Origin of the sequence: Commensalibacter sp. M0133 (genome assembly GCF_016101485.1) — a bacterium.
GTDB lineage: Bacteria > Pseudomonadota > Alphaproteobacteria > Acetobacterales > Acetobacteraceae > Commensalibacter > Commensalibacter melissae.
The window spans coordinates 209,585-232,668 of record NZ_JACFQI010000001.1 but is presented as its reverse complement, the minus strand read 5'-3'; the positions used below and the strand labels follow the sequence as shown (position 1 = coordinate 232,668).

The window sequence follows — 23,084 nt, the reverse complement described above, 5'->3', positions numbered from 1 at the left end:
CATTCCCAATACCAAAATCTATGAAATTCCTAAATTTTAACAGTGGGCATCTTAGAGAGCTCTTCCGGACTCACCTCTTTATCCTCTACCGTGGCAAGCTCTGTAATGTAATCAAGAACTTTATTCTCGTAAAGTGGACCGCGAATAGATTCGACAGCCTGCGGATTTTTCTGGAAAAATTCCATAACTTCTTTTTCTTGCCCCGGATAACGCATCGCCTCGGCCCGCATCGCCTGAACAAGTTCATCTTCATTAATTGTTATCGAATTGACTCTTCCAATTTCAACAACCAGCAATCCAAGGCGAACACGTCTTTCTGCAATTTTGCGATAATCTGCCTTTAAAGTTTCCTCGTCTTTGTTCTTGTCTTCTTCATCAAGAAGATCATTTTTACGGTCATTTTCAATACGCTGCCAAATTTGCTTAAATTCTGTATCAACCAGTCCTTCAGGCAATTCAAAATTAACTTTCTCAGCCAACACATCCAAAATATCACGTTTCAATCTCAAACGGGACATCTGATCATATTCAGCAACAATTTGCTTTTCAACAGCTTCTTTTAGTTTATCTAAATTTTCAAATCCGAGTTTGGTTGCAAATTCATCGTTCACTTCAGGAACAATAGCCTCTTTTAAGGTTTTTGCCTTGATATCGAATGTTGCCTCCTTGCCAGCCAAATTGGCAGCCTGATAGTTTTCAGGGAAAGTAACCGTTATTACTTTTTCCTCTCCTGGTGTCATTCCTTCAATCTGTTCTGCAAATCCCGGAATAAACCCCTTACCACCAATTTCAACATCAACATTCTCTGCGGTGCCACCCTCAAAAGCTACGCCTTCAACCTTACCCACAAAATCAACAGACAGAACATCACCGGATTTAGCAGGCCGCTTTTCATCAATAGCCTTAAATTCACGTTGCCGTTGGGCAATTGTGTCAAAAGCAGATTTAAGCGATTTTTCATCTGGCTTGGCTTTTAAGCGAGTTAAATGAATATCTTTAAGATCTGGAATTTCAAAGTCTGGAATCAATTCAACTTCAAAAGTGAATTCCAGATCATCCCCCTTTTTATAACCCTCTTTGAGATTGACCGATGGTTGACGGGCAGGTCGCAGACCTCTTTCACTCAATGTATCTCTGACTGCATTTAAAATCGCCTCATTGACAACCTCATTCTGAACAGATTCTCCATAACGTTGCTCAACAATCGTTAATGGCACTTTTCCCGGCCTGAAACCAGGGATATTCATCTCGTGTCCAAGTTTTGTTAATCGTTGATTTCTCGTTTCAGCGAGTTGTTTTTCTTCAATAATGATTTTGAAGCCGCGTTTTAAGCTTTCAGAAAGCGTTTCAGTAACCTGCATCAGCCAGGCCATCCTCTCGGTCTAAATTAAATTTTACCCTAATATTATAGAGCGTTTCAGAATTAACATTAATTTATATCACTTTAACAGCCAGATCACAAAAATCATATGGAATTAACATCATACGTTTTTGGTGCGGATGGAGGGACTTGAACCCCCACGACTTGCGCCACTAGATTCTAAGTCTAGCGTGTCTACCAATTTCACCACATCCGCACGTCTGTGCATTGAAGTTTTTCTATTTAACGCACTATCTATCGCAGGGCAACAATTTTTTTAACAAAACTCAATTTTTCTTATTTTCATTTTTCCACGTGATATCGACCATTATCTCTCGCCTTGCCAAGATTGTGAATTAAGTCCATTGCATTAGGCCAAGAATTGTTATGTAAAAAAGCTGCCTCTCCATGAATCCAGACCGCGGCACAAGACGCTTCCCATACCTCCATACCACATGCAAGCAAAGTCGCGATGACTCCCGTTAGTACATCCCCAGATCCTGCTGTCGCCAATCGTGCATTTGCATGACAATTGACCGCTACCCTGCCATCGGGAGAAGCTATTAATGTATCCGGACCTTTGAGAATGACCACTGTATTCAGAATACTAGCTGCCTTTTTAACCGCTTCAATCCGGCAATCTTTAAAATCTCCAAATATCCGTTTAAATTCACCTATGTGAGGCGTAATAACGGCACATTGTTTCAACAAATCAAAATTTTCTTTTGTCAAAGCGCTTGCATCGGCAACAATCGTTTTATTTGTCTTGATTAAATTTGTTAGGGATATTTTAACCTCATCTTCTGTCAGACCAGGCCCGCATACCCAGACTTTTCTTCGTTTATCCTGTAAGGTATCAGTGAAGTCACCCTCATCAACCATAAAACAGGGTGAAGTTAACAAATATAAATCACGGCTACCAAAGGCAAAGATATGCACCAATCCAGCCCCGCAGGAAGAAGCTGCTAATGCTGATAAACGAGCGGCTCCTGTTACCGTTTTCCCTCCCACAACATTTACAATGCCACGATGATATTTATAATCTTCAACGTCTGCAATTGGAAGTTCCCATAATCCCGGTTCGTTCAACCAGGTATTTATTGATAGCTCTGACAATATATTTTCTGGTATACCTATATTTGCAATAACAAGTTTACCTATATATTCTCGTCCAGGTAAAAGATAATGTCCCGCTTTGGCTCTACAAAACGTTACGGTCAATTCAGCGTGGGGAGCATAACCTCTGATTATGCCTGTCTTGCCATCAACACCAGAGGGCATGTCTATGGCAACAAGATGATCTGCAGTTTTTAACACCGAACTTATATGATCATCAATGTCACGAGATAATCCCGCACCAAAAACAGCATCCACAACTAAATCTGCATCCTTAACAGATTGAATATTAAAATCAGTTTTATCCCCACTCCATTGAACAAAAGCCTTGTAAGCATCAGTTCCCTTTTCTGGAGGTTTCAAAGAGGCAACCTTAACTGGCCATCCCTCATTGGCAAGTATGTGTGCCACGACATATCCATCACCTCCATTATTTCCAGGACCGCATAAAACAAGTATTTTACAAGGTTTATAAAATTGCATAATTGCCCGTGCAACGGCTAATCCAGCATTTTCCATCAAAGTTAAAACAGGCAAATATTGCGTTGCGATCTTGTCAACCTGATTCATTTCTTCTGGATTTATCAGAAGCAAATTAGTTTTTTCATTTTTTAATTGCATAATGATATATCTTTCAATGTGATGAATTAAGTATATCACTTATAATTATAACTACGAATGATTATAATATGACAAACTATAAAGAAAAATTGCTTTTTTTGCCTTTATTTGACATGAATGATTTTAACAATCATCACGCCAATGATAAGACGGATTTAATCTATCGAAACCACAATATCTAGGGAATTAGTATGGCTCATATGAATTTTTACTGGGGAATTATCACTTCAATTAACTCTATTGCTCTTTCCTTATGGATCGGAAGTCTGTTTTTTTATTGTCTGAGTGTTCGATCATCAGTTGGATTACTTGATAAAACACTCAAATCTTCCGTATTATTGCAAAACCTGAAAAGAATTTATCAACTTAATGGTTTTAACGCTTTTGCCATCCTGATTTGTCAATTGATTCTTTTTATTCACCACTATTTTGACAAAACTGTAAACTGGTCTGGTTATGCAGCCATAATTACCACTATTCTAATGATAATTTTCCATCTATACAGTTTTACGTCAGCCTATCAAAAAGCAAACCGATCTATACGACCAAAGACTGATCTTTATAATAAAATTTGTAATATTTTCAAATTAATTATATTTTTGGGAATAATAGACATTTTATTATTAAATTTTTAATGAAATTATTATTAGTTATTCTATTTCACAACAAAATAAGTATATTGATTAATTACAATATTCTTATTATATAAATGAATAAGCTATTTTTATTATTTTAAGTGTTAATGGTAAGTTTTATTTTGCCTTCTCATATACAAAAAAACAAATTAATTGACAACAATACATCTACAAATCTTGAGATTGAAAAAATTGAGACTTTTGAACAACTCAAATTGTCTCCCTCAATTTTGTTAGCCATTGATAAAATAGGATTTAACAAGCCTACGGAAATTCAGGCAGCTGTCATTCCCATGGCTTTGCAAAAAAAAGATATCGTTGGGATAGCCAGAACTGGTACCGGTAAAACCGTCTCTTTCACATTACCAATTCTCGAAATGCTTTCCCAGTCCAAGGGACGGGCAAGAATGCCACGCGCTTTAATTCTAGAACCCACTCGTGAATTGGCACTTCAGGTTGCAGATAATCTGAAACTATATAATAAATATGTAAAATTTTCCCATAGTTTACTCGTTGGTGGCGAAAGTCAGTCTGAACAGAAAGAAAATCTTCGACGTGGAACCGATATTATTATTGCAACACCGGGTCGATTGATTGATTTGTTTAGTCAGGGAGCAATTTTACTCAATCAGATTCAGATACTCGTCATTGATGAGGCAGATCGTATGCTCGATATGGGTTTCGTCCCAGACATTGAAAAAATTGTTTCCTATTTACCCCAACAAAAACAAACCCTGCTTTTATCAGCTACGATGCCCCCAGAAATCAAAAGATTGACAAATTCTTTCCTTGTAGATCCAATTGAAATATCTATTTCACCACCTTCATCAGTAGCCTCAACTATTGAATCGAAAGTTATCATCGTTCCTAATAACAAAAAAAGAAAAATTTTACGCACTCTTTTACAGCAGGAAAATGTAAAAAATGCGATAATATTCTGCAATAGAAAAAAAGATGTTGACATTTTAACTCGTTCCCTGAAGAAACATGATTTCAAAAGCGCCTCTCTTCATGGTGATATCGCACAACATCATCGTACCCAAACGATGGAAGATTTTAAAAATGGAAAAATTCGGTTCCTCGTTTGTTCTGATATTGCCGCACGAGGGATAGATGTTGAAAATCTAACGCACGTTTTCAACTTTGATATACCTCTTCAACCCGAAGATTACGTGCATCGCATTGGAAGAACAGGAAGAGCGGAAAAAACGGGTTATGCTTATAGCCTTGCAACACTTGAGGAAAAAGAGTTAATTGTAAATATCGAAAAACTTATAAATGAAACCATTCCCGTTCTTGATATTAACGATTTTATGAATACCTCTAAAGATACAGATAAAAAATTGGTTAAAAATAAAAATTCTCGTCAACAAAAAACCAAATCTAGAAAGGCGGATAATAAGAATTTGATTGAAGTTGCTCCACGTATTCCCCTAACACATGCATTAATTGATAACGATACACCTGTTATTGGATTTGGACAATTTGTACCTGCCTTTATGCTATCGCCGTTTCGTAAGCTTTAAAAAAAGAAACTGAAGATAAATAACATTATTATTTATCTTCAGTTAAAATTTAAACCGATATGAATTTCAGAACATATTCAGGGTTAGTCGAGCTTCATCGCTCATTCTTGAAGGATCCCAGGGAGGGTCCCAGACAATTTCCACCTTTACTTCGGTCACCCCTTTAACTTTTTCAATAGCTTGCTGAACCATGACGGGTAATTCTTGCGCACTTGGGCAATTAGGCGCTGTTAAAGTCATTTCAACTTGCACCTTTCCATCATCATGTAAATCGATAGCGTAAATTAATCCCAAGTCATATACATTAACTGGAATTTCTGGATCATAAATTGTTGAAACAGCATCAATAATTGCATTTTCATCAATTTCTTCCTTAGGATTGTTAATCTGTGGGTTTGAATTATCCTCAGGTTTCCAAGCCTCGATATTTTCTTGATTAACATCAGATTCAGATGTAGATACTGCTTTTCCAATATTATCTGACCTTTTTTGATCAACATTATCCATAAAAAACTCTGCCATTCATATAATTATGGGTAAAAAATCTTTATCAATGATTAGATCTTTGAAAAAAATCAATAATCATATTCAATCCATCCACAAATTTATCGATCTCATCAAAAGTTGTATAAACTGCAAAACTAGCCCGCGATACGCTTGTATAACCAAATTTTTTCACTAACGGTTCAGCACAATGCTGACCTGCACGAATGGCGATACCATTTTGATCCAACAGGGTTGCAATATCATAAGCATGAATATCCTTTATCGAAAAAGAGATTACTCCTCCCCTTACAGATGGTGATCCCAATATAGATAAACCAGGAATATTCCTCATTTTAATCAGCGCATATTCAACCAGATTTTTATCATGCTGCATTAAAATATCATATCCGATAGATAAAACATAATCTATTGCAGCCCCCAAACCGATCACCTCAAGTATGGGTTGTGTACCGGCTTCAAATTTAGTAGGAATTTTTGCCCAGGTTGACCGTTCAAAAGTCACATTCTCAATCATGTCCCCTCCTCCCATAAAGGGAGGCATTTGATCCAGACATTCTTTTTTTCCCCATAAAATGCCAATACCCGTAGGACCGTAAAGTTTGTGTCCTGTAAAAGTGTAAAAATCTATATCAAGATCCTGAACATTAACCGATTGATGAACAATTCCTTGACTGCCATCAACAAGAATTTTGGCACCATTCTTGTGTGCCATCTCAGCCAGCATTTTGATTGGATTAATCGTTCCCAACACATTGGACATATGGGTTACAGCAACCAATGCAATATCATTTTCAATTAAAATTTGTTCAAATGCCAATATATCGATATCACCATTTTCCAATATCGGTGCAATGTATAAATGGATCCCTAATCTATCACGCAACATTTGCCAGGGAACAAGATTGGCATGATGCTCCATTTCAGTTATTAAAACACCCTGCCCCTTTTTTATCAGACCTCCATAGGAAAAAGCTACAAGATTGATCGCTTCAGTACTATTTTTAGTAAAAATCACTTCATCGGACGTAAATGCATTTAAAAAACCGGCAATTTTTTTTCGGACTGATTCATATTGATCTGTAATAGCCTCACTCATGGCATAAATGCCTCGATGCACATTTGCATATTGCGTATATGCGGCGTTTTGCATCGCTTCAATAACCTGTATTGGTTTTTGGGCTGATGCGCCACTATCCAAAAATACAAAATCTTTACCGTGAATTTTTTGTTTTAAAATTGGAAAATCATTTCTAATTTGCTCAATATTAAAAGAATAGACAGGGTTAGACATCGCAATCACTTTTCAAGTTGAGGCGGTTACGTAATAATATAATAAATTCTGCAATAGGGTATCTTCGATCTTTTCAATAGACTCGTTAACAAATGCATTAATCAACATTTCTCTGGCCAATTCATAAGAAATTCCACGAGACATTAAAAAAAACAATTGTTCTTGGTCCAATGCCCCTATTGCTGCACCATGAGAACATTTAACATCATCTGCATAGATTTCAAGCTCAGGTTTAGTATCTATTTCCGCTTTATCTGACAATAATAGGGCCTGGTTTTGCTGCTGTGCATCCGTTTTCTGGGCTAAACGATTGACTAGCACCTTGCCCTGATAAACCCCATGACTATTATCAGACAGGATATTTTTAACATTCTGATTGGATTGACAATGTGGAACACTATGAACCACTTTTGATGCAATATCGGCATGCTGTTGACCTGACAAAATCTGGACAGCATCAAAATCTGCCTTACTCCATTCCCCGGCCAAATCAATATTCAGTTCATAACGTGAAAATCTGGAACCTTTATTCAACAAAAATTGCTGATAACATGCATGATCAGACAATTTAACATAATTACTAGAACAATCATAGCTTTCTGGTAATGTATGGTTGATAATGGTATAATTTAGTTTAGACTTTCTTCCCAGTTCTATTTCATGAACGGAATTTGCAAAATAAACACCTTTTCCATAATTTATTTCAATTACAGAACATTTATTTTCTTTCTCAATATAAAATGAATACTTTGGTGAAAAAAACAGTTTTTCAGTTGTTTCAGCTTTCCCTAGATTAATACATAAAATTGTCTGATCATTGAAATTTTTATTACAATTAAATTGTAAAACGGGATTTTCAACAACTTTGTTCAATGCCGTCAAAAAATCATCGTTCAGAATTGACCAACCACTTTTGAAATTCTTATTTAAAGAAAATTCGTTTGAATGAAGACTAATTGTTGAAAAAGTCTCTAGATATTGACCATTATAGGTGATTATTCTAGGTAAATTTAGCAAATCTACGGTTAATATTTCTTCTAAGGCCCTATGAACAAACGCTTCATCAATAACAAAATCACGCGAAAAATCTGTTTTTTGCAACCATTTCAAATCGCTGTATTTCCAAGCTTCAGTTTTACGTGTCGGGAATTGAAGAGTCAGCAATTTATCAACAATATTTCTCTTGTCTTGTAAATATTCAGATAAAGACAACCTATTTAATATTTCCAACCAATTTTCACGCTTGTTCATCGCGGTGACATTATTCATCAATTTCATCCAAAAACCGTCCGTAACCTTCTTTTTCAAGCTGAAGTGATAAATCAGCTCCTCCAGTATGGATAATGCGACCCCTTGCTAAAATATGGATATAATCAGGCTTGATATAATCCAATAAACGCTGATGATGAGTGATAATTAAAGAGGAAAATTCTGGAGATTGAAGAGTATTAACTCCTTCTGCGACAATACGCAGCGCGTCAATATCTAACCCACTGTCAGTTTCATCCAATATTGCAAAAGATGGTTGCAATAAGGACATTTGCAGAACCTCATTTCGTTTTTTCTCACCTCCAGAAAAACCGACATTTACATTGCGTTTAAACAAGTCTGTTGGAAATGAAAGCTTTTTTGCCAACTGACGGGCCAGTTTAAGAAATGACACCGCGTCAAGTTCTTCCTGTCCTCGCGCCTTACGAACGGAATTGGTTGCTGTACGTAAAAAATTGGCATTATTGACCCCAGGCAGCTCCACGGGAGACTGAAAGGCAAGAAACAATCCCGCCACGGCTCTGTCATCAGGAGACATTTCCAGAAGATTCTCCCCTTTAAACCATACCTGACCAGATGTCACTTTATAACTGGGATGACCAGACAAGACATAGGAAAGCGTTGACTTACCAGAACCGTTAGGTCCCATAATAACATGAGTTTCACCAGCGGGAATTGATAAATTGACACCTTTTAAAATTTGCTTTGATCCATTTTCAACAGTGTCATCAATAACGGATGCATGTAAATTTTTTATTTCTAATAACATATTCATAGTTTAAACTAACCCACACTTCCTTCAAGACTTATCTGTAAAAGCTGTTGCGCTTCTACAGCGAATTCCATTGGAAGCTCTTTTAAAACATCTTTACAAAACCCGTTCACAATTAATCCGATTGCCGCTTCCTTGGTTAATCCACGCTGTTGACAGTAAAATAACTGTTCTTCGGAAATCTTCGAAGTTGTTGCTTCATGTTCAATTTTGGCGGAACTATTTTTACTTTCAATATAGGGAACTGTATGTGCACCGCAATTATTTCCGATCAGTAAACTGTCACATTCAGTAAAATTGCGACTGTTTCGGGCTTTTGGCATCATTCTAACCAATCCACGATATGTACTGTCAGATTTTCCTGCACTAATGGTTTTTGCCAAAATGGTGGAACGTGAATTGGCTCCTATATGAATCATTTTTGTACCGGTATCAGCCTGCTGATATCCATTTGTTACCGCTACAGAATAAAATTCCCCGATTGATCCTTCCCCTTGTAAAATGCAGGAAGGATATTTCCAGGTAATTGCCGATCCAGTTTCAACCTGTGTCCATGAGATACGTGATCGTACACCACGGCAAGCACCACGCTTGGTTACAAAATTGTAAATTCCCCCCTTACCATTTTTATCACCCGGATACCAGTTTTGGACTGTGGAATATTTTATAAAAGCCTCACTCATGGCCACAAGTTCTACAACAGCAGCATGCAATTGATTTTCATCCCGTTGAGGAGCTGTGCATCCCTCCAAATATGATACGGTAGAAGCATCATCAGCAATAATGAGCGTACGTTCAAATTGTCCGGTATTTTTTGCATTTATACGAAAATAGGTTGAAAGTTCCATAGGGCATTTCACACCTTTCGGAACATATACAAATGAACCATCCGTAAAAACAGCGGAATTCAAGGCTGAATAAAAATTATCTCCCTGTGGCACCACACTACCAAGGTATTTTTTAACCAAATCTGGATAAGATTGTATAGCTTCTGAAATTGGACAAAAAATCACTCCCGCCTTTGCAAGAGTTTCTTTAAACGTCGTTGCAACAGAGACACTATCAAAAACTGCATCAATGGCAACAGATACAATTTTTCCATTTTCCGGTTTTTCAACCCCTGCCAAAATTTCCTGTTCTTTTAAGGGTATACCCAATTTAGCATATGTTTTTAATAATTCGGGATCGACCTCATCCAAAGATTTTGGTCCTTTTTTCTTTTTTGGCGCTGCATAATAATGCAAGTCCTGGAAATCAATTTCAGGATGTTTGAACTTACCCCATGTTGGAGCCTCCATGGTCATCCACATCCGATAGGCTTTCAAACGCCATTCCAGCATCCAATCAGGCTCATTCTTGCGAGCAGAAATTGAACGGATAACATTTTCATCAAGTCCCTTGGGTAGGATATCCATTTCAATATCTGTTTCGAACCCCCACTTGTAAGTATCTGTCTTAAGCTGCTTCAACAAGGCCTCATCTTGGACATGTTTATTCATAATATGCTCTGTTTCTAAATGTTTGTTTCTTGAATTTGTTAATTCTTATTTAAGTCAAATCTGGCAGAACTCTTTTTTAAATCTGCCAAAGTTAAAGTTTCAAAAACATTTTTTATTTGATAATTCAATATTTCCCATTTTCCATATAAAATACACTCTTCATTCTCAATACGACAATCATCCTTTTTACAATCAACCAACTTAATGGGTCCCTCAATAATTCTAACAACCGTAGCAAGAGAAATTTCACTAAGCTCATTCAATAGATAATATCCACTTCCCGGTCCTCGCGAAGATTTTGTCAAGGAAGCCCTGGTCAGCATTTTCAGTATCTTGGCCACAGTAGGTTCAGGAATATGTGTTCTCGCAGCAAGTGTGGATGAAGAGACAACAGTTTTATATTGATCAAGGCTTATGATAATAATCGTTGCATAATCAATAAGTTTGGATAGTTTCAACATAATTTATCAATTCGATCAAATAAAACATATTATATAGGACTATATAAGTCCATTTTTATCGATTTAAAAGTTTTTTTTATTTTTTATAATACAACAGTTTAAGGATTAAAAAACAGTTTAACAAATAAAAAAAAGATTATTCCGATTGAAAAACCTACAATAGAACCATTTATCCGTATATATTGCAAATCCTTGCCTATTCGACATTCAAGTCGATCAACCAACGCTTGACTGTCCCATTGTGAAACAGCAGTTTCAGTAAAACGGATCAACCCTTCCTTAAAATTTGGTAATGATCTTGAAATAAGTTTCAATATCGCCTTGTTTATTTTTTTTCTGATTTTGGGATCTTTTTGTAGCAGTTCAGAAAAATAATGAATTGAATCAATAATCACGTTCCTAAACCATCCATCTTCATTCCTGGCATCATCGTGAATAAATTTTCTAATTTTTTTCCAAAGATTTTCACGCCATTCCTGTATACTTTCATGATTTACAATTTGTCTAAAAGCTTCAGATATATTTTTGATACGTTCAGGGTCATTCTCAATTTTATCAATTTCATCCTTTATCCACTGGCCGATTTTTTCTCTTACAGCATCATTATGTGGATCTATCCGATCCATTTCCTTATTTACAGCGACCAAAACTTTTGTCGCAATTGAATCACCGATCATCCATCCCAGAAAACGACCACCCTGTTCTTCCACTCGACTATGAATCATTTCCCTGAGGCTTGATTCCTTTTCTTTAAGCGTTTTCTTAAGAATTTCCAAAATGAATGAAATTATGTCTTGATGCTGATCGATATCAAGCATTGTTCTTATGATTCTACCGATAAAAGGTGAGATTGATTCTCCACTCAAAAGACGATTTATAATTTTTGTTATTAAGTTGCTGATCCGACCATCTTCAATCCGATCAAGAAAATCAGGAAGAGATTTCAACAAAATACTGCTCAGATATTCAATATTCTCTGTTTTATCCAAATATTTTCCCAAAAAACTTGGAAGATCCATTTTTTTCAAAATCAGAGTGATGTCTTTCTCAGTAAAAATATACTGAGCTATAAACCATCCCAACCCGTATCCTAGACGTTTTTTTTGTTTTGGTAGAATTGCGGTATGAGGAATGGGCAAACCCATGGGATGTCGAAATAATGCTGTCACCGCAAACCAATCAGCACATCCACCGATAAATCCAGCCTGGCTACCAGCCAAAATCAGATCAACCCAGAAATTATGTTTGATTCCTGTATAAGTCGTCAGATAATAGCCTAATAAAGTTATACATCCCATGATTAACAGCAAAAAAGTTGCCAATCGATGATAGCGTAGGAAAATTATTTTTACGTGGTCATCCGAACTTGAAACTTTATTCATCGCCTTCAACATTTTTTCGTGTAATTATTGTTATCGTGAATTTATACCTTTTATTTCTCTTTATAATAATTAATCATATTAAAACAGATTTAATTATATGAAACTAGTAATGGATAATTTTGGATCATGACGGAATCAACGAACTCCTCTTCCCAGATACTTGATGAGCTGCTACAGTTAACCAATCAATTGAGATCAAAAAAAGATCACCAACCAACAGAAAATCCTGTCCTGACCTTAGCACAGAAAATTAACCAAAAATTAGAGTCAAATGATCTTACTACAGAAAATCTCAAAGAAATAATCCAGAAATTGAGAGATTCCGCTTTTTTGTCACATGCCAAACATCTGCAAAAATACCTTTACAATCCCACTAAAGACAATATTCGGCAACGTATCGAAACCGTCATAAAAAAATTGATCCAGCAATCCGATTACGCAAACGAAAAAAATAAGGAAGCAAGTTTTAAAAATTTCAAGAAATTAGTTGAAACTAGCAAATTCGCCGCAATATTTACGGCACATCCAACCTTTTCCCTTGCCAATCCGGTTTACACAGCCTTGGCAGACATGGCCAGTCATCCTATAGATGATGACACAGATATTCCCTTTTTTACGACTCACAGACGATCTGCCCCCCCTGATTTGAAAGAGGAACTTCAACTTGCAAATAATGCTATTGTTAGGGGACGAAACGCTTTGGATCTGTTCAATTATACCCTTTTTGAGACAGCGAAGGAATATTGGCCTGACCATTGGACCAATCTGAATCCCAGTCCAATTTTACTGAGCAGTTGGGTAGGATATGATACGGATGGCCGAAGCGACATAGGCTGGTGGGATAGTTTACTCATACGCCTACAGATGAAGAAACTACAATTGGAACGTCTGTATCAGCAATTAGACAACATTCCAAATGGTGTCGACCAATTAAAAAATACTGTTGCAATTGCCCTAAACCATGTCAAGGATCAAATCCATAACTGTCCTTTGAAGCCTGACCCTGATCAATTTTCAAATTTTTCCCGATTATTGATTGAAAACCGTCATGAATCAATTCTTTCGACTGATCAGCTTCTTCCTCTTTTTGATCAAGCCATGAACGATGTTGATGATAATTTCATTATTGATTTATTGATCGCGAAGGCGGGTTTTGTCACTCATGGTTTAAGTCTTTCACATTCCCATGTTAGACTTAATTCCACCCAAATTCACAATATGGCCCGTCAACGATTGGGAATAACCAGTAATCCTGAAAATCCTTCTCATACAAGAACGCTTTTTAATACGATAAATACAGCCTTGGATAAAATTGACCCTGTTCCTGTGGATTTCGGTGCCTTGCTAACAGAAAAAGCCTCGGCAAGCATATTAATGATGCTGTTAACCCAGATATTCAAACATATTGATAGCAAAACCCCTATTCGCTTTTTAATTGCCGAAACAGAAAGCGGTTTTACATTACTTATGGCCCTTTGGCTTGCAAGATTATTTGGGATTGAGAAAAATATCGAGATTTCGCCATTATTTGAAACAGATTATGCCCTCAATCATGGCGACAAGATTATTGAACAAGCCCTGAGATCACCGCATTGGCGTAATTACTTGAAAAAAACGGGCAAGTTATGCCTGCAATTTGGGTATTCTGATTCCGGCAGATTTATTGGTCAAATTGCAGCCACATATCAGATTGAAAAATTACGCAAAAAAATTGCTAAACTTTTGGCTAAATATCAATTATCAAATATTCAACTTATTCTATTCGATACACATGGCGAAAGTATCGGTCGTGGTGGTCATCCATTCAGCATGCAAGATCGTCTGGAATATCTATCCCCAAAAATTACTGAGCAATATTTTCATAAACTTGGTATACGAAGCAGACAAGAAACGGCTTTTCAAGGTGGAGACGGATATTTACTTTTTGGCACACAACTGCTGGCCAATGCCACAATCAGTATCATAGCAGAGCATATCTACGATTTTGATAAGGTTGACCATGATCCCATCTATGATGAAAAAGATTTTAATGCAGATTTTTTTTCAACGATCAATGCATCCATGAATGAATTGATTAATGACAAGGGATATGGAACCTTGTTAAGCACATTTGGTCCCTCCCTCATTGATCAAACGGGGTCAAGACCGGCAGTTCGCCAAAATGATACAGCAGCGGGAAGAAGTTACATAAAACATCCAAGGGAATTGCGTGCTATTCCTAACAATGCAATTCTACAACAATTGGGTTGGTGTGCTAATGTACTTCAAGGTTTGGGGACCGCAATGTCGGCCAACCCCGATACATTTGAAGAAATGTTGACAAACAGCAAACGGTTCAGGCAATCCCTCGATTTTGCCTTTCATGCCCTTAAGCACTCCGATGCATCTGTCTTGAGAGCTGGAATCTATATGCTTGATCCCGGCATCTGGCTAGATCGGGCTGCAACTGAAGAAAATCCTGTGATACAGGAATCCTATATGGCGCTGGCAAACGGATTGCAACGGCTGGATTGCTGGTCGAGTACCCAGGCAACTTTTCATCGCATACAGAAAGATCATATTATTCTTCTGTCAATTTGGAAAAATACGCCAATCATGGATGATAAGGAAATCTTGTTACATGCTATCCGATTGGCATTAATTGAAAAAATCTGGATGTTATCAACCAAGATTCCATATTTCTCTCCATTTAACGGTTATAACAGAGAACATTTGGATATTAAAATCTTGTGTTTGGAAATACCCTCGGTTTTGCATATGCTCGTCAATCATATCTTTCCACAAGCATCTGAACATGTATCCGATCTATATTTTTATGAACCAAAAGGTCCAAGAAATGAAGGTGCATATGCAATGGATGACCGTCAAATATTTAAACCCATGCAATATAATTTCGATTTGGTCAGGGAAATTTCAATCGCTCTCATCCATCGATTACATGCATTCGGATAAATAAAAGAAAATAATAAATCTATTGTTTTAGTAAAAAATCGTTTACACTATACAACAAGATAGTTTTGTTCAAGGGAGTAACTTATGTTTTCTTTAATTGGCGCTATTATTGTTGGGTTTATTATTGGTGGTATTGCAAAATTACTTATGCCTGGAAAACAGCCGGGCGGATTTATTATCACCGTTCTTTTAGGAATTGCCGGTTCCGCTTTGGCAACTTGGTTAGGTGAGCTTCTTCACTTCTATCGTGATGGAGAAAAAGCTGGAATATTATTTTCAATTGTAGGAGCTGTTATCATTCTTTTTATTTATAAAAAAATTATGGAACATAAAGGGAATACCAGTTATTAAAAATATTATTTGACATGAGGCAATATTTAACTCTCATATCAATATTGCCTCTCACTTAGTTTTTATCTGATTTAAAATACTTCTAATATGTGAATATTCATTAATATAACTTATTTAATAAAGCGGATATATGTACTTTGACGTTTGTCCATTCACTTGAAATTATGGTGTAAATAATGGTATCGCGCAAAGTACCATCCTGTCTAAGAATATGACCACGTAGAATTCCATCTTTTTTTGCACCAAGTCGTTCAATTGCTCTTTGGCTTTTGAAATTAAAAATATCAGTTCATAAAACGACGGTATTGGCTTGCAATTTTTCAAAAGCATATTCTAGCAATAAATATTTACAATTTGTGTTTACATGAGTTCCTTGAAAAGATTTTGCATACCATGTATAGCCAATTTCCAAACGTCGCACATCAGGGACAATTTCAAAAAAGCTAGTTGTACCCAAAACTTTCCCTGTATTTTCATCAATAACGGCAAAAGGGTAACGTTCTTGACGTTCCTTTGCCTCCAAAGCTTCATTAATATAATTTTTAACTTTAGAAGGATGAGGAATAACAGTAACACGAAGTTTCCATAAATCACCTTCTTGACTTGCCGCCTGCAATCCTTTTGTATGAAAATAAGTCAACGGTTCTAATCGAATCCCATTTTGACCAATTTTGATATCTTGATTTGAAAAAAGAGAAAGAAAATTCACTTTTAATAAATTCCCATGAAATTTCAAAAATTATTTGATAGAAATCAATCATGATATAATTTTTAAAATTATACAAATAAAAAACCGAAGATATTTATTTCATTACATACATTTCATAAAAAAAACAGCCTTTTATATAAAAGGCTGTTTTGAATCGTATCAAATTGTTATTTAAAATCAGGCAGATTGACTAATAATTTCATCCGCAACATTACGGGGAACTGGATCATAATGGTGGAATTGCATTGTAAAGGATGCACGACCTTTGGTCATTGAACGAAGATCAGAAATATACCCAAACATTTCTTTCAATGGAACGAAAGCGCGGACCATGACAGTGCTTCCAGAAGTTTCTTGACTTTGAATCATTCCGCGACGACGGTTCAAGTCACCAACTACATCACCAACATGATCATTGGGTGTGGTGATTTCGACATCCATGATAGGTTCAAGAATGACTGGACCAGCTTTTTTCATTCCTTCACGGAAACAGGCTTTACCGGCAATCTCGAACGCCAATGCAGAAGAGTCAACGTCATGATATTTACCATCAACAAGCGTAAATTTAAAGTCTACAGTTGGAAATCCCGCTAATACACCGGTAGATGCCTGATTTCTGATACCCTTGTCAACAGCTGGGATATATTCCTTGGGAACCGCACCGCCAACAATTTTATTTTCGAATATAATTCCCTCATTTCGTTCAGTAGGTTCAAAAATAATTTTGACTTCAGCAAACTGACCCGCACCACCAGACTGTTTTTTATGGGTGTAGGTTTCTGTATGAGACTGAGTAATGGTTTCACGATATGCAACCTGTGGTGCGCCAATATTCGCATCAACACCATATTCACGACGTAAACGGTCAATGATGATATCAAGATGCAACTCACCCATACCTGAAAGAATTGTTTGCCCCGTTTCCTGATCTGTCTTTAACTGTAGAGATGGATCTTCTGCCGCCAATTTCTGAAGCGCAAGGGTCATTTTTTCAACCGCTTCCTTGGTTTTTGGTTCGACAGAAATATCGATAACAGGTACTGGAAATTGCATGCGTTCCAAAACAACCGGATCTGCCGGATCTGCCAAAGTATCCCCTGTTTTCGTATCCTTCAATCCAACAAAAGCGGCAATATCACCAGCATGCACTTCCTTGATTTCTATACGTTTATCAGCGTGCATTTGGAAAATACGTCCAATACGCTCTTTATGACCATGGGTTGTGTTCAAAACCGTGTCACCAGAATGTAAGATACCACGATAAACACGTACGAAAGTTAGAGAACCATATTTATCATTGATGATTTTGAAAGCCAAACCGGCAAATTTGCCATTTGGATCAACGGGAATGATTGGTAATTTATTTTCATCAACCTCTTCATCTTCAGGAGGTGCAATACGAATTCCTTCCACATCGTCAGGAGCAGGAAGGTAATCAACAATTGCATCCAACAAAGGCTGAACACCTTTGTTCTTGAAAGAAGAACCGCAAAGAACCGGACGAAATTCACCAGAAATGGTACCTTTTTTAATACATTTCTTTAAAACCTCGACAGAAACATCACCTTTGTCAAAATATTCTTCCATAGCCGCATCATCAACAGCCAAAACGGTGTCCAGAAGATTTTGACGTGCCTCTTCTGCCTTTTCCTTTAATTCAGCAGGGATTTCAACAATATTGTATTTGGCACCAAGATCATCACCTTCCCATATAATGGCATTCATATTGACAAGGTCGATAACACCCTTTAAATTTTCTTCCGCACCAATCGGAAGCTGTAAAGGGATAGCGACAATATCCAGCTTATCTTTTAAAGTGCTGAAAGCATATTCAAAATTTGCACCTGTACGATCCAACTTGTTAATGAAAATAATGCGAGGGACATTGTAACGGTCAGCCAAACGCCAATTCGTTTCAGACTGAGGTTGGACACCAGCAACACCCTCGATAATGAAAACCGCACCATCAAGTACGCGCAATGAACGGTTAACTTCAATGTTAAAGTCAATATGGCCCGGAGTATCAATAATATTGATACGATGCTTGTTCCATTCACAGGTGACGGCAGCGGAAGTAATGGTAATCCCTCTTTCACGTTCCTGTGCCATATAGTCAGTGGTGGTGTTCCCTTCGTGGACCTCACCAATCTTATGGGAGACACCTGTATAATATAGAATACGTTCAGTTGTCGTTGTTTTACCCGCATCGATATGCGCGGTAATACCTATATTACGGATTTTAGAAAGATCAGAATGGTCGGACAAAAGTAAAACCTCCACAAACGATAGAAAAATATTCAGAAAATATATTCATCAAATCATAAGATTAAAAGAATAATTTCCTTTTTTAACTCAAAATAACTCCCTTAAGATTAAATCAAGGAAGTTATTTAATTACTAGATAATCAATTTTTTAAAAATTTAAGCAGCTACTGCTGATTTTTTTTCCTGAGCCTGAAGAATACGGCGTTTAATCACTAAAGCCTCTTCTGTAAGCTTACGATTCGGTGTATTTAGCAGAAAATTGTCTAAACCGCCATTATGTTCAATGGTACGGAGACCATGCGTTGTGACGCGTAAATGTATTTGTTGACCCAAAATATCGGACCTTAAGGAATAATCCTGCAGATTAGGCAGGAAACGGCGACGGTTTTTGTTATTGGCGTGACTGACATTATTTCCTGTCAACACACCTTTGCCTGTGATTTGGCAACGGCGAGACATTTGTTTTCATCCTCGGATTGTGAAAGCCAAGACTTAATGTTTGGCAAATAAAAAATACTTAGTTTAGCCCTATGACTAAAATTCACAAAATAGTCAAGTAAAAATCCAAATTTTAAACCTCAAAATTAAAAATTTTCACTATTTCTAACCTATTTATCAGAATGTTGACTCTGTATAGACCACATATTGGCATAAAAACCATTTTTTGCAAGCAAGAATTCATGAGTTCCCTGTTCGCATATTTTCCCATCCATCATAACCAGAATCATGTCCGAATGAATAATTGTTGATAAACGATGAGCTATTGTAATCACGGTTCTACCCTGAGAAACCTGGAAAAGAGCCTGCTGTATTTCTTTTTCTGTCTGACTATCCAACGCGCTTGTTGCCTCATCCAGGATTAAAATCCTTGGATTTTTCAATATCGTTCTTGCAATAGCTATCCTTTGTTTTTCGCCACCGGAAAGTTTTAACCCTCTTTCTCCCACCTGAGTATTATATCCCTCGGGCAAACCAACAATAAAATCATGGATTTGAGCCAGCCTTGCTGCTTTTTCAATTTCTGCTTGTAAGCTTCCCAATTTACCATAAGCAATATTGTAACCGATTGAATCATTAAACAAAACCGTATCTTGAGGTACAACTCCAATGGCCTTTCTCAAATCATCCTGTTTATAAGACCGTATATCCTCATTATCGATTAATACAGCACCGGATGTAACATCATAAAAACGGAACAGTAAACGGCTAATTGTTGATTTCCCGGCCCCTGTTGGACCAACAATGGCAATCTGCTGGGCTGGTTCCGCCAGGAAGCTTACATGATGCAAAATTTCCCGAGAGGGATCATAACCAAAAAAAACATCCTTAAATTCAATTTTGGCAGGCCCCGCATTCACCAATTCAGTTGGAAGTGATTTGGCACATTCTTGATTATTGATATCCATTGGCTGTGCCAAAAGAGAAAACATATTTTCCAAATCAACAATTGATTTTCGCAAATTAGAATAGATACTGCCAAGAAAATTCAAGGGCTGATAAAGCTGCATCAAATAGGTGTTAATCAAGACAAATTTTCCGACAGTAAAATGATAACTGACAATGTCACGGGCTGCCATAAACATAATAAATGTCAATGCAATGGCTATAATGAAAGATTGACCAAAATTCAGGATATTGAGCGTTATTTGTGTTTTAATGGAAGCTTTTTCATAATGTGCCAATGCTTCATCATATCGTCTTATTTCATGGGCTTCATTACAAAAATATTTAACAGTTTCATAATTCAGCAAACTGTCCAAGGCACGATTATTGGCCTCATTATTAATTTCATTCATTTTTCGACGAATCTTGATACGCCGAGATGTAAACCAAATCGTAAAGAAAAAATAGGCTAATATTGCAAGACAGACAACAAGTGTATAATATCCGTTATACAAATGAGCAATCACACCGAGAACCATCAAGGTTTCAATAACTGTTGGAACGATACTGAATATACCCACTCTCAAAATTGTTTCAATTCCCTCACCACCTCGCTCAATAGCCCGTGTAATTGCTCCGGTTCGTCGATTTAAATGAAATTTTAGTGAAAGTCTTTGAACATGCTCGAAGCATTGTAAAGTTATTATACGCATCACCCGAAATCGTAATGGCGCAAAAACCGTGTCTTTCAATTCCGAACATAAGCTGGAAAAAATCCTAACCAATCCATATCCAACAATAAGATAAATCGGTACATAAATTATTTCATGATTATTCTGGGAAAAATAATCCACAATCTTGCTATAAAGATAAGGAACTCCCAAGGCTATGATTTTGGCAACAATCATCAAAAACATCGCAAAGATAAAGCGAATTTTCAACGTCATATGCTGACGAGGCCACAAATAGGTCAAGAGCTCTAGTAAAGTTGACCATCCAGAACGAGTGCTTTCTTTGTCGACATAGGAAAATTTGGAATATCGTGACATGTTATTTTCAAAAGATTGTAATTGTTTTATCAATATACATGAAGTGTTTACCCCAAAAATGAAAAAATACAAAAATAGATAACTTTGAAATAAAAAAACTATTAAAGCAATATAAGAGATTTTTAATGCAACCTGTTGAATTTAAAAATTTATTTCGTCATATAAAAAAATGTAACACCGCCAAGTTACAAAAAGATTTTTTACCTTTCAAGGCGCATAATCAGATCATAGGATGGGTTCGACCTTCATTTATGGATACTCTCCAAAAACATCATGTTGTTAAGGAAGAAAATAATATTTGTACTTTACCAGCACCATATTCAATCGAGATGCTGGGTAATCAACTAATTGAAAATAATGTGGTTCACTCCATGAATGAACTTTTTGATGTCTATCCCTCACCATATGCTAAACCGGTTGGAAAAATTGATCGTGCCATTATTCCTGATCTTGGACTGATTGGAACTGGAGTTCATCTCAATGGTTTGGTTAAGAAAAGAAATCAAATTTATTTGTGGATCGCGAAACGGGCAAAGTATAAACGGCTTGATCCTGAAAAACTGGATCATATCGTCGCGGGAGGTATACCAGCAGGATTTACCCATAACAACACTCTAGAAAAAGAAGCACGTGAAGAAGCAAGCATTCCGAACGCCCTCATGATAAATGCGGAATATAAATCACTGATTACTTATAGCATGATCAGACCTGAAGGGTTAAGACGAGATGTGTTATATTGCTATGATCTATGGTTGCCGGAAGATTTTCAACCGGTTCCCAATGATGGAGAGGTTGAATCTTTCCAATTAAAAAAATTAGAAGATGTTTACCATCAAGTGTGCGAAACAGATGATTTCAAATTTAATGTCAATCTTGTATTAATCGATCTTTTTATTCGCATGGGCATCATCGCAAAGAATTCTCAGTATGCCCATCGCATAAAAACTGGATTGAGAGGGAAATTATTTCCCTGATCAATCCGAAAATACAACGGTTTTGTGACCATTTAAAAGAACACGGTCTTCAATATGGTAACGCACGGCTTTTGCCAGAACTCGTCTTTCAATATCCCTTCCTTTACGGATAAGGTCATGAGGGGTGTCATTGTGACTGACCCGTTCAACGTCCTGTTCTATAATTGGACCTTCATCAAGATCCTCGGTTACATAATGTGCTGTTGCACCAATCAATTTAACCCCTCGTTCATAAGCCTGATGATAGGCTTTTGCACCCTTAAAGCCGGGTAAAAAGGAATGATGTATATTTATACATTGACCCGCCAATTTTTTTACCATTTCAGGAGACAGAATTTGCATATAGCGCGCAAGAACAACAAGCTCTGTCCGGGTTTCCTTAATAATATCCCACAATTTCGTTTCTTGTTCCCTTTTGGTATCCTTAAGAATAGGAAGATAATAAAATGGTACATCTTGCATATCAATATGACCATAATCTTCATATGGATAATTTGCAACAATTGCACTGGGTTCGATTGCCAGTTCCCCTATTCTCCATCGATATAAAAGATCAACCAGACAATGATCAAATCTTGATACCATCAACAACACACGTTTTTTACGTTCCCGATCATGCAAGAACCATGTCATTTTAAATTGGGCAGCAATAGCCTCCAATCTGGAATATAACCATTGATAATTTTTTTTATTGCTCTCTAGGGTGAACACAACACGCATAAAAAAATAACCCGAAAGAGCATCATGCTGCTGCGACTCAACAATATTGGCTTGAGCTTCAAATAATCCTGTAGAAATTGCGGAAACAATACCTGGTTTATCAGGACAAGAAAGTGTTAAAACATATTGATTTTGTTTTGATTTTATTGAATCACTCATCGATTTTAAAACTATATAGTTAATGTATGTCTTCATAAGAACCTATATAGAGCACTTTAAAAAATCAAACAAAAGCTGTTACG

Annotated in this window: 19 protein-coding genes and 1 tRNA gene; 5 read left to right on the top strand and 15 right to left on the bottom strand. The window is 36.7% G+C overall.

The genetic code is table 11. The features are described from left to right. Positions 1-29: 29 nt before the first annotated feature. From tig to H3T46_RS01050, 3 genes are all read right to left on the bottom strand, one after another. Complete coding sequence (gene tig / locus H3T46_RS01060) at positions 30-1,361, bottom strand: trigger factor (RefSeq protein WP_198197639.1); 1,332 nt, start codon at positions 1,359-1,361, stop codon at positions 30-32. Between the two features lie 131 nt (positions 1,362-1,492). Continuing rightward, a tRNA-Leu gene (locus H3T46_RS01055) sits at positions 1,493-1,577 on the bottom strand. Between the two features lie 86 nt (positions 1,578-1,663). Continuing rightward, positions 1,664-3,097, bottom strand: coding sequence for an NAD(P)H-hydrate dehydratase (locus H3T46_RS01050; RefSeq protein ID WP_198197160.1), 1,434 nt, complete (start codon positions 3,095-3,097; stop codon positions 1,664-1,666). Between the two features lie 191 nt (positions 3,098-3,288). On the opposite strand from H3T46_RS01050, the gene H3T46_RS01045 reads away from it, so the two are divergent. Together H3T46_RS01045 and H3T46_RS01040 are read left to right on the top strand one after the other, a co-directional pair. Further along, positions 3,289-3,732, top strand: a complete 444-nt coding sequence (locus H3T46_RS01045; protein ID WP_198197159.1) for a hypothetical protein — start codon at positions 3,289-3,291, stop codon at positions 3,730-3,732. Positions 3,733-3,854: 122 nt separating this feature from the next. Beyond that, complete coding sequence (locus tag H3T46_RS01040) at positions 3,855-5,258, top strand: DEAD/DEAH box helicase (protein ID WP_347401004.1); 1,404 nt, start codon at positions 3,855-3,857, stop codon at positions 5,256-5,258. A gap of 66 nt (positions 5,259-5,324) precedes the next feature. On the opposite strand, the gene H3T46_RS01035 is transcribed toward H3T46_RS01040, so the two are convergent. From H3T46_RS01035 to H3T46_RS01005, 7 genes are all read right to left on the bottom strand, one after another. Then, positions 5,325-5,765 carry an SUF system Fe-S cluster assembly protein gene (locus tag H3T46_RS01035; protein WP_155565353.1) on the bottom strand — a complete coding sequence of 147 codons (441 nt, stop codon included), beginning with the start codon at positions 5,763-5,765 and terminating at the stop codon, positions 5,325-5,327. Positions 5,766-5,808: 43 nt separating this feature from the next. Then, positions 5,809-7,056: an aminotransferase class V-fold PLP-dependent enzyme gene (locus tag H3T46_RS01030; RefSeq protein ID WP_198197157.1), complete on the bottom strand. Its 1,248-nt coding sequence runs from the start codon at positions 7,054-7,056 to the stop codon at positions 5,809-5,811. Between the two features lie 12 nt (positions 7,057-7,068). After that, positions 7,069-8,325, bottom strand: coding sequence for a Fe-S cluster assembly protein SufD (gene sufD / locus H3T46_RS01025; protein ID WP_198197156.1), 1,257 nt, complete (start codon positions 8,323-8,325; stop codon positions 7,069-7,071). Then, positions 8,318-9,100 (bottom strand): Fe-S cluster assembly ATPase SufC, encoded by a 783-nt coding sequence (gene sufC / locus H3T46_RS01020; protein WP_198197155.1) that lies wholly within the window; start codon positions 9,098-9,100, stop codon positions 8,318-8,320. The genes sufD and sufC overlap by 8 nt, the downstream gene beginning before the upstream one ends. 8 nt (positions 9,101-9,108) lie before the next feature. Continuing rightward, the gene (sufB, locus tag H3T46_RS01015; protein WP_198197154.1) at positions 9,109-10,596 is read right to left on the bottom strand and encodes a Fe-S cluster assembly protein SufB; all 1,488 of its coding nucleotides are present in this window, start codon (positions 10,594-10,596) and stop codon (positions 9,109-9,111) included. A gap of 38 nt (positions 10,597-10,634) precedes the next feature. Beyond that, on the bottom strand, positions 10,635-11,057 hold the full coding sequence (locus tag H3T46_RS01010) for an Rrf2 family transcriptional regulator (RefSeq protein ID WP_110438929.1): 423 nt from the start codon (positions 11,055-11,057) through the stop codon (positions 10,635-10,637). Between the two features lie 98 nt (positions 11,058-11,155). Continuing rightward, a complete protein-coding gene (locus tag H3T46_RS01005; protein ID WP_198197153.1) occupies positions 11,156-12,439 on the bottom strand; it encodes a DUF445 domain-containing protein in 1,284 nt (427 codons plus the stop codon). Positions 12,440-12,565: 126 nt separating this feature from the next. Between H3T46_RS01005 and H3T46_RS01000 the strand changes: the two genes are divergently transcribed. Beyond that, positions 12,566-15,391, top strand: a complete 2,826-nt coding sequence (locus H3T46_RS01000; RefSeq protein WP_198197152.1) for a phosphoenolpyruvate carboxylase — start codon at positions 12,566-12,568, stop codon at positions 15,389-15,391. Between the two features lie 84 nt (positions 15,392-15,475). Beyond that, the gene (locus H3T46_RS00995; protein ID WP_110438926.1) at positions 15,476-15,742 is read left to right on the top strand and encodes a GlsB/YeaQ/YmgE family stress response membrane protein; all 267 of its coding nucleotides are present in this window, start codon (positions 15,476-15,478) and stop codon (positions 15,740-15,742) included. A gap of 289 nt (positions 15,743-16,031) precedes the next feature. On the opposite strand, the gene H3T46_RS00990 is transcribed toward H3T46_RS00995, so the two are convergent. From H3T46_RS00990 to H3T46_RS00975, 4 genes are all read right to left on the bottom strand, one after another. Continuing rightward, on the bottom strand, positions 16,032-16,451 hold the full coding sequence (locus tag H3T46_RS00990; RefSeq protein WP_198197151.1) for a GNAT family N-acetyltransferase: 420 nt from the start codon (positions 16,449-16,451) through the stop codon (positions 16,032-16,034). Between the two features lie 177 nt (positions 16,452-16,628). Next, entirely contained in the window at positions 16,629-18,716 is a 2,088-nt protein-coding gene (fusA, locus tag H3T46_RS00985; protein ID WP_198197150.1) for an elongation factor G, read from the bottom strand. Positions 18,717-18,872: 156 nt separating this feature from the next. Next, positions 18,873-19,175, bottom strand: coding sequence for a 50S ribosomal protein L28 (gene rpmB / locus H3T46_RS00980; protein WP_110438924.1), 303 nt, complete (start codon positions 19,173-19,175; stop codon positions 18,873-18,875). A 149-nt stretch (positions 19,176-19,324) separates the two neighbouring features. Beyond that, positions 19,325-21,148, bottom strand: coding sequence for an ABC transporter ATP-binding protein/permease (locus H3T46_RS00975; RefSeq protein WP_198197149.1), 1,824 nt, complete (start codon positions 21,146-21,148; stop codon positions 19,325-19,327). A 125-nt stretch (positions 21,149-21,273) separates the two neighbouring features. Here H3T46_RS00975 and H3T46_RS00970 point away from each other — a divergent pair, with 125 nt between their 5' ends. Continuing rightward, the gene (locus H3T46_RS00970) at positions 21,274-22,122 is read left to right on the top strand and encodes an NUDIX hydrolase family protein (RefSeq protein ID WP_198197148.1); all 849 of its coding nucleotides are present in this window, start codon (positions 21,274-21,276) and stop codon (positions 22,120-22,122) included. Here H3T46_RS00970 and purU read toward each other — a convergent pair whose 3' ends face one another. Beyond that, positions 22,123-23,001: a formyltetrahydrofolate deformylase gene (gene purU, locus H3T46_RS00965; protein WP_122123480.1), complete on the bottom strand. Its 879-nt coding sequence runs from the start codon at positions 22,999-23,001 to the stop codon at positions 22,123-22,125. Between the last annotated feature and the right edge of the window lie 83 nt (positions 23,002-23,084).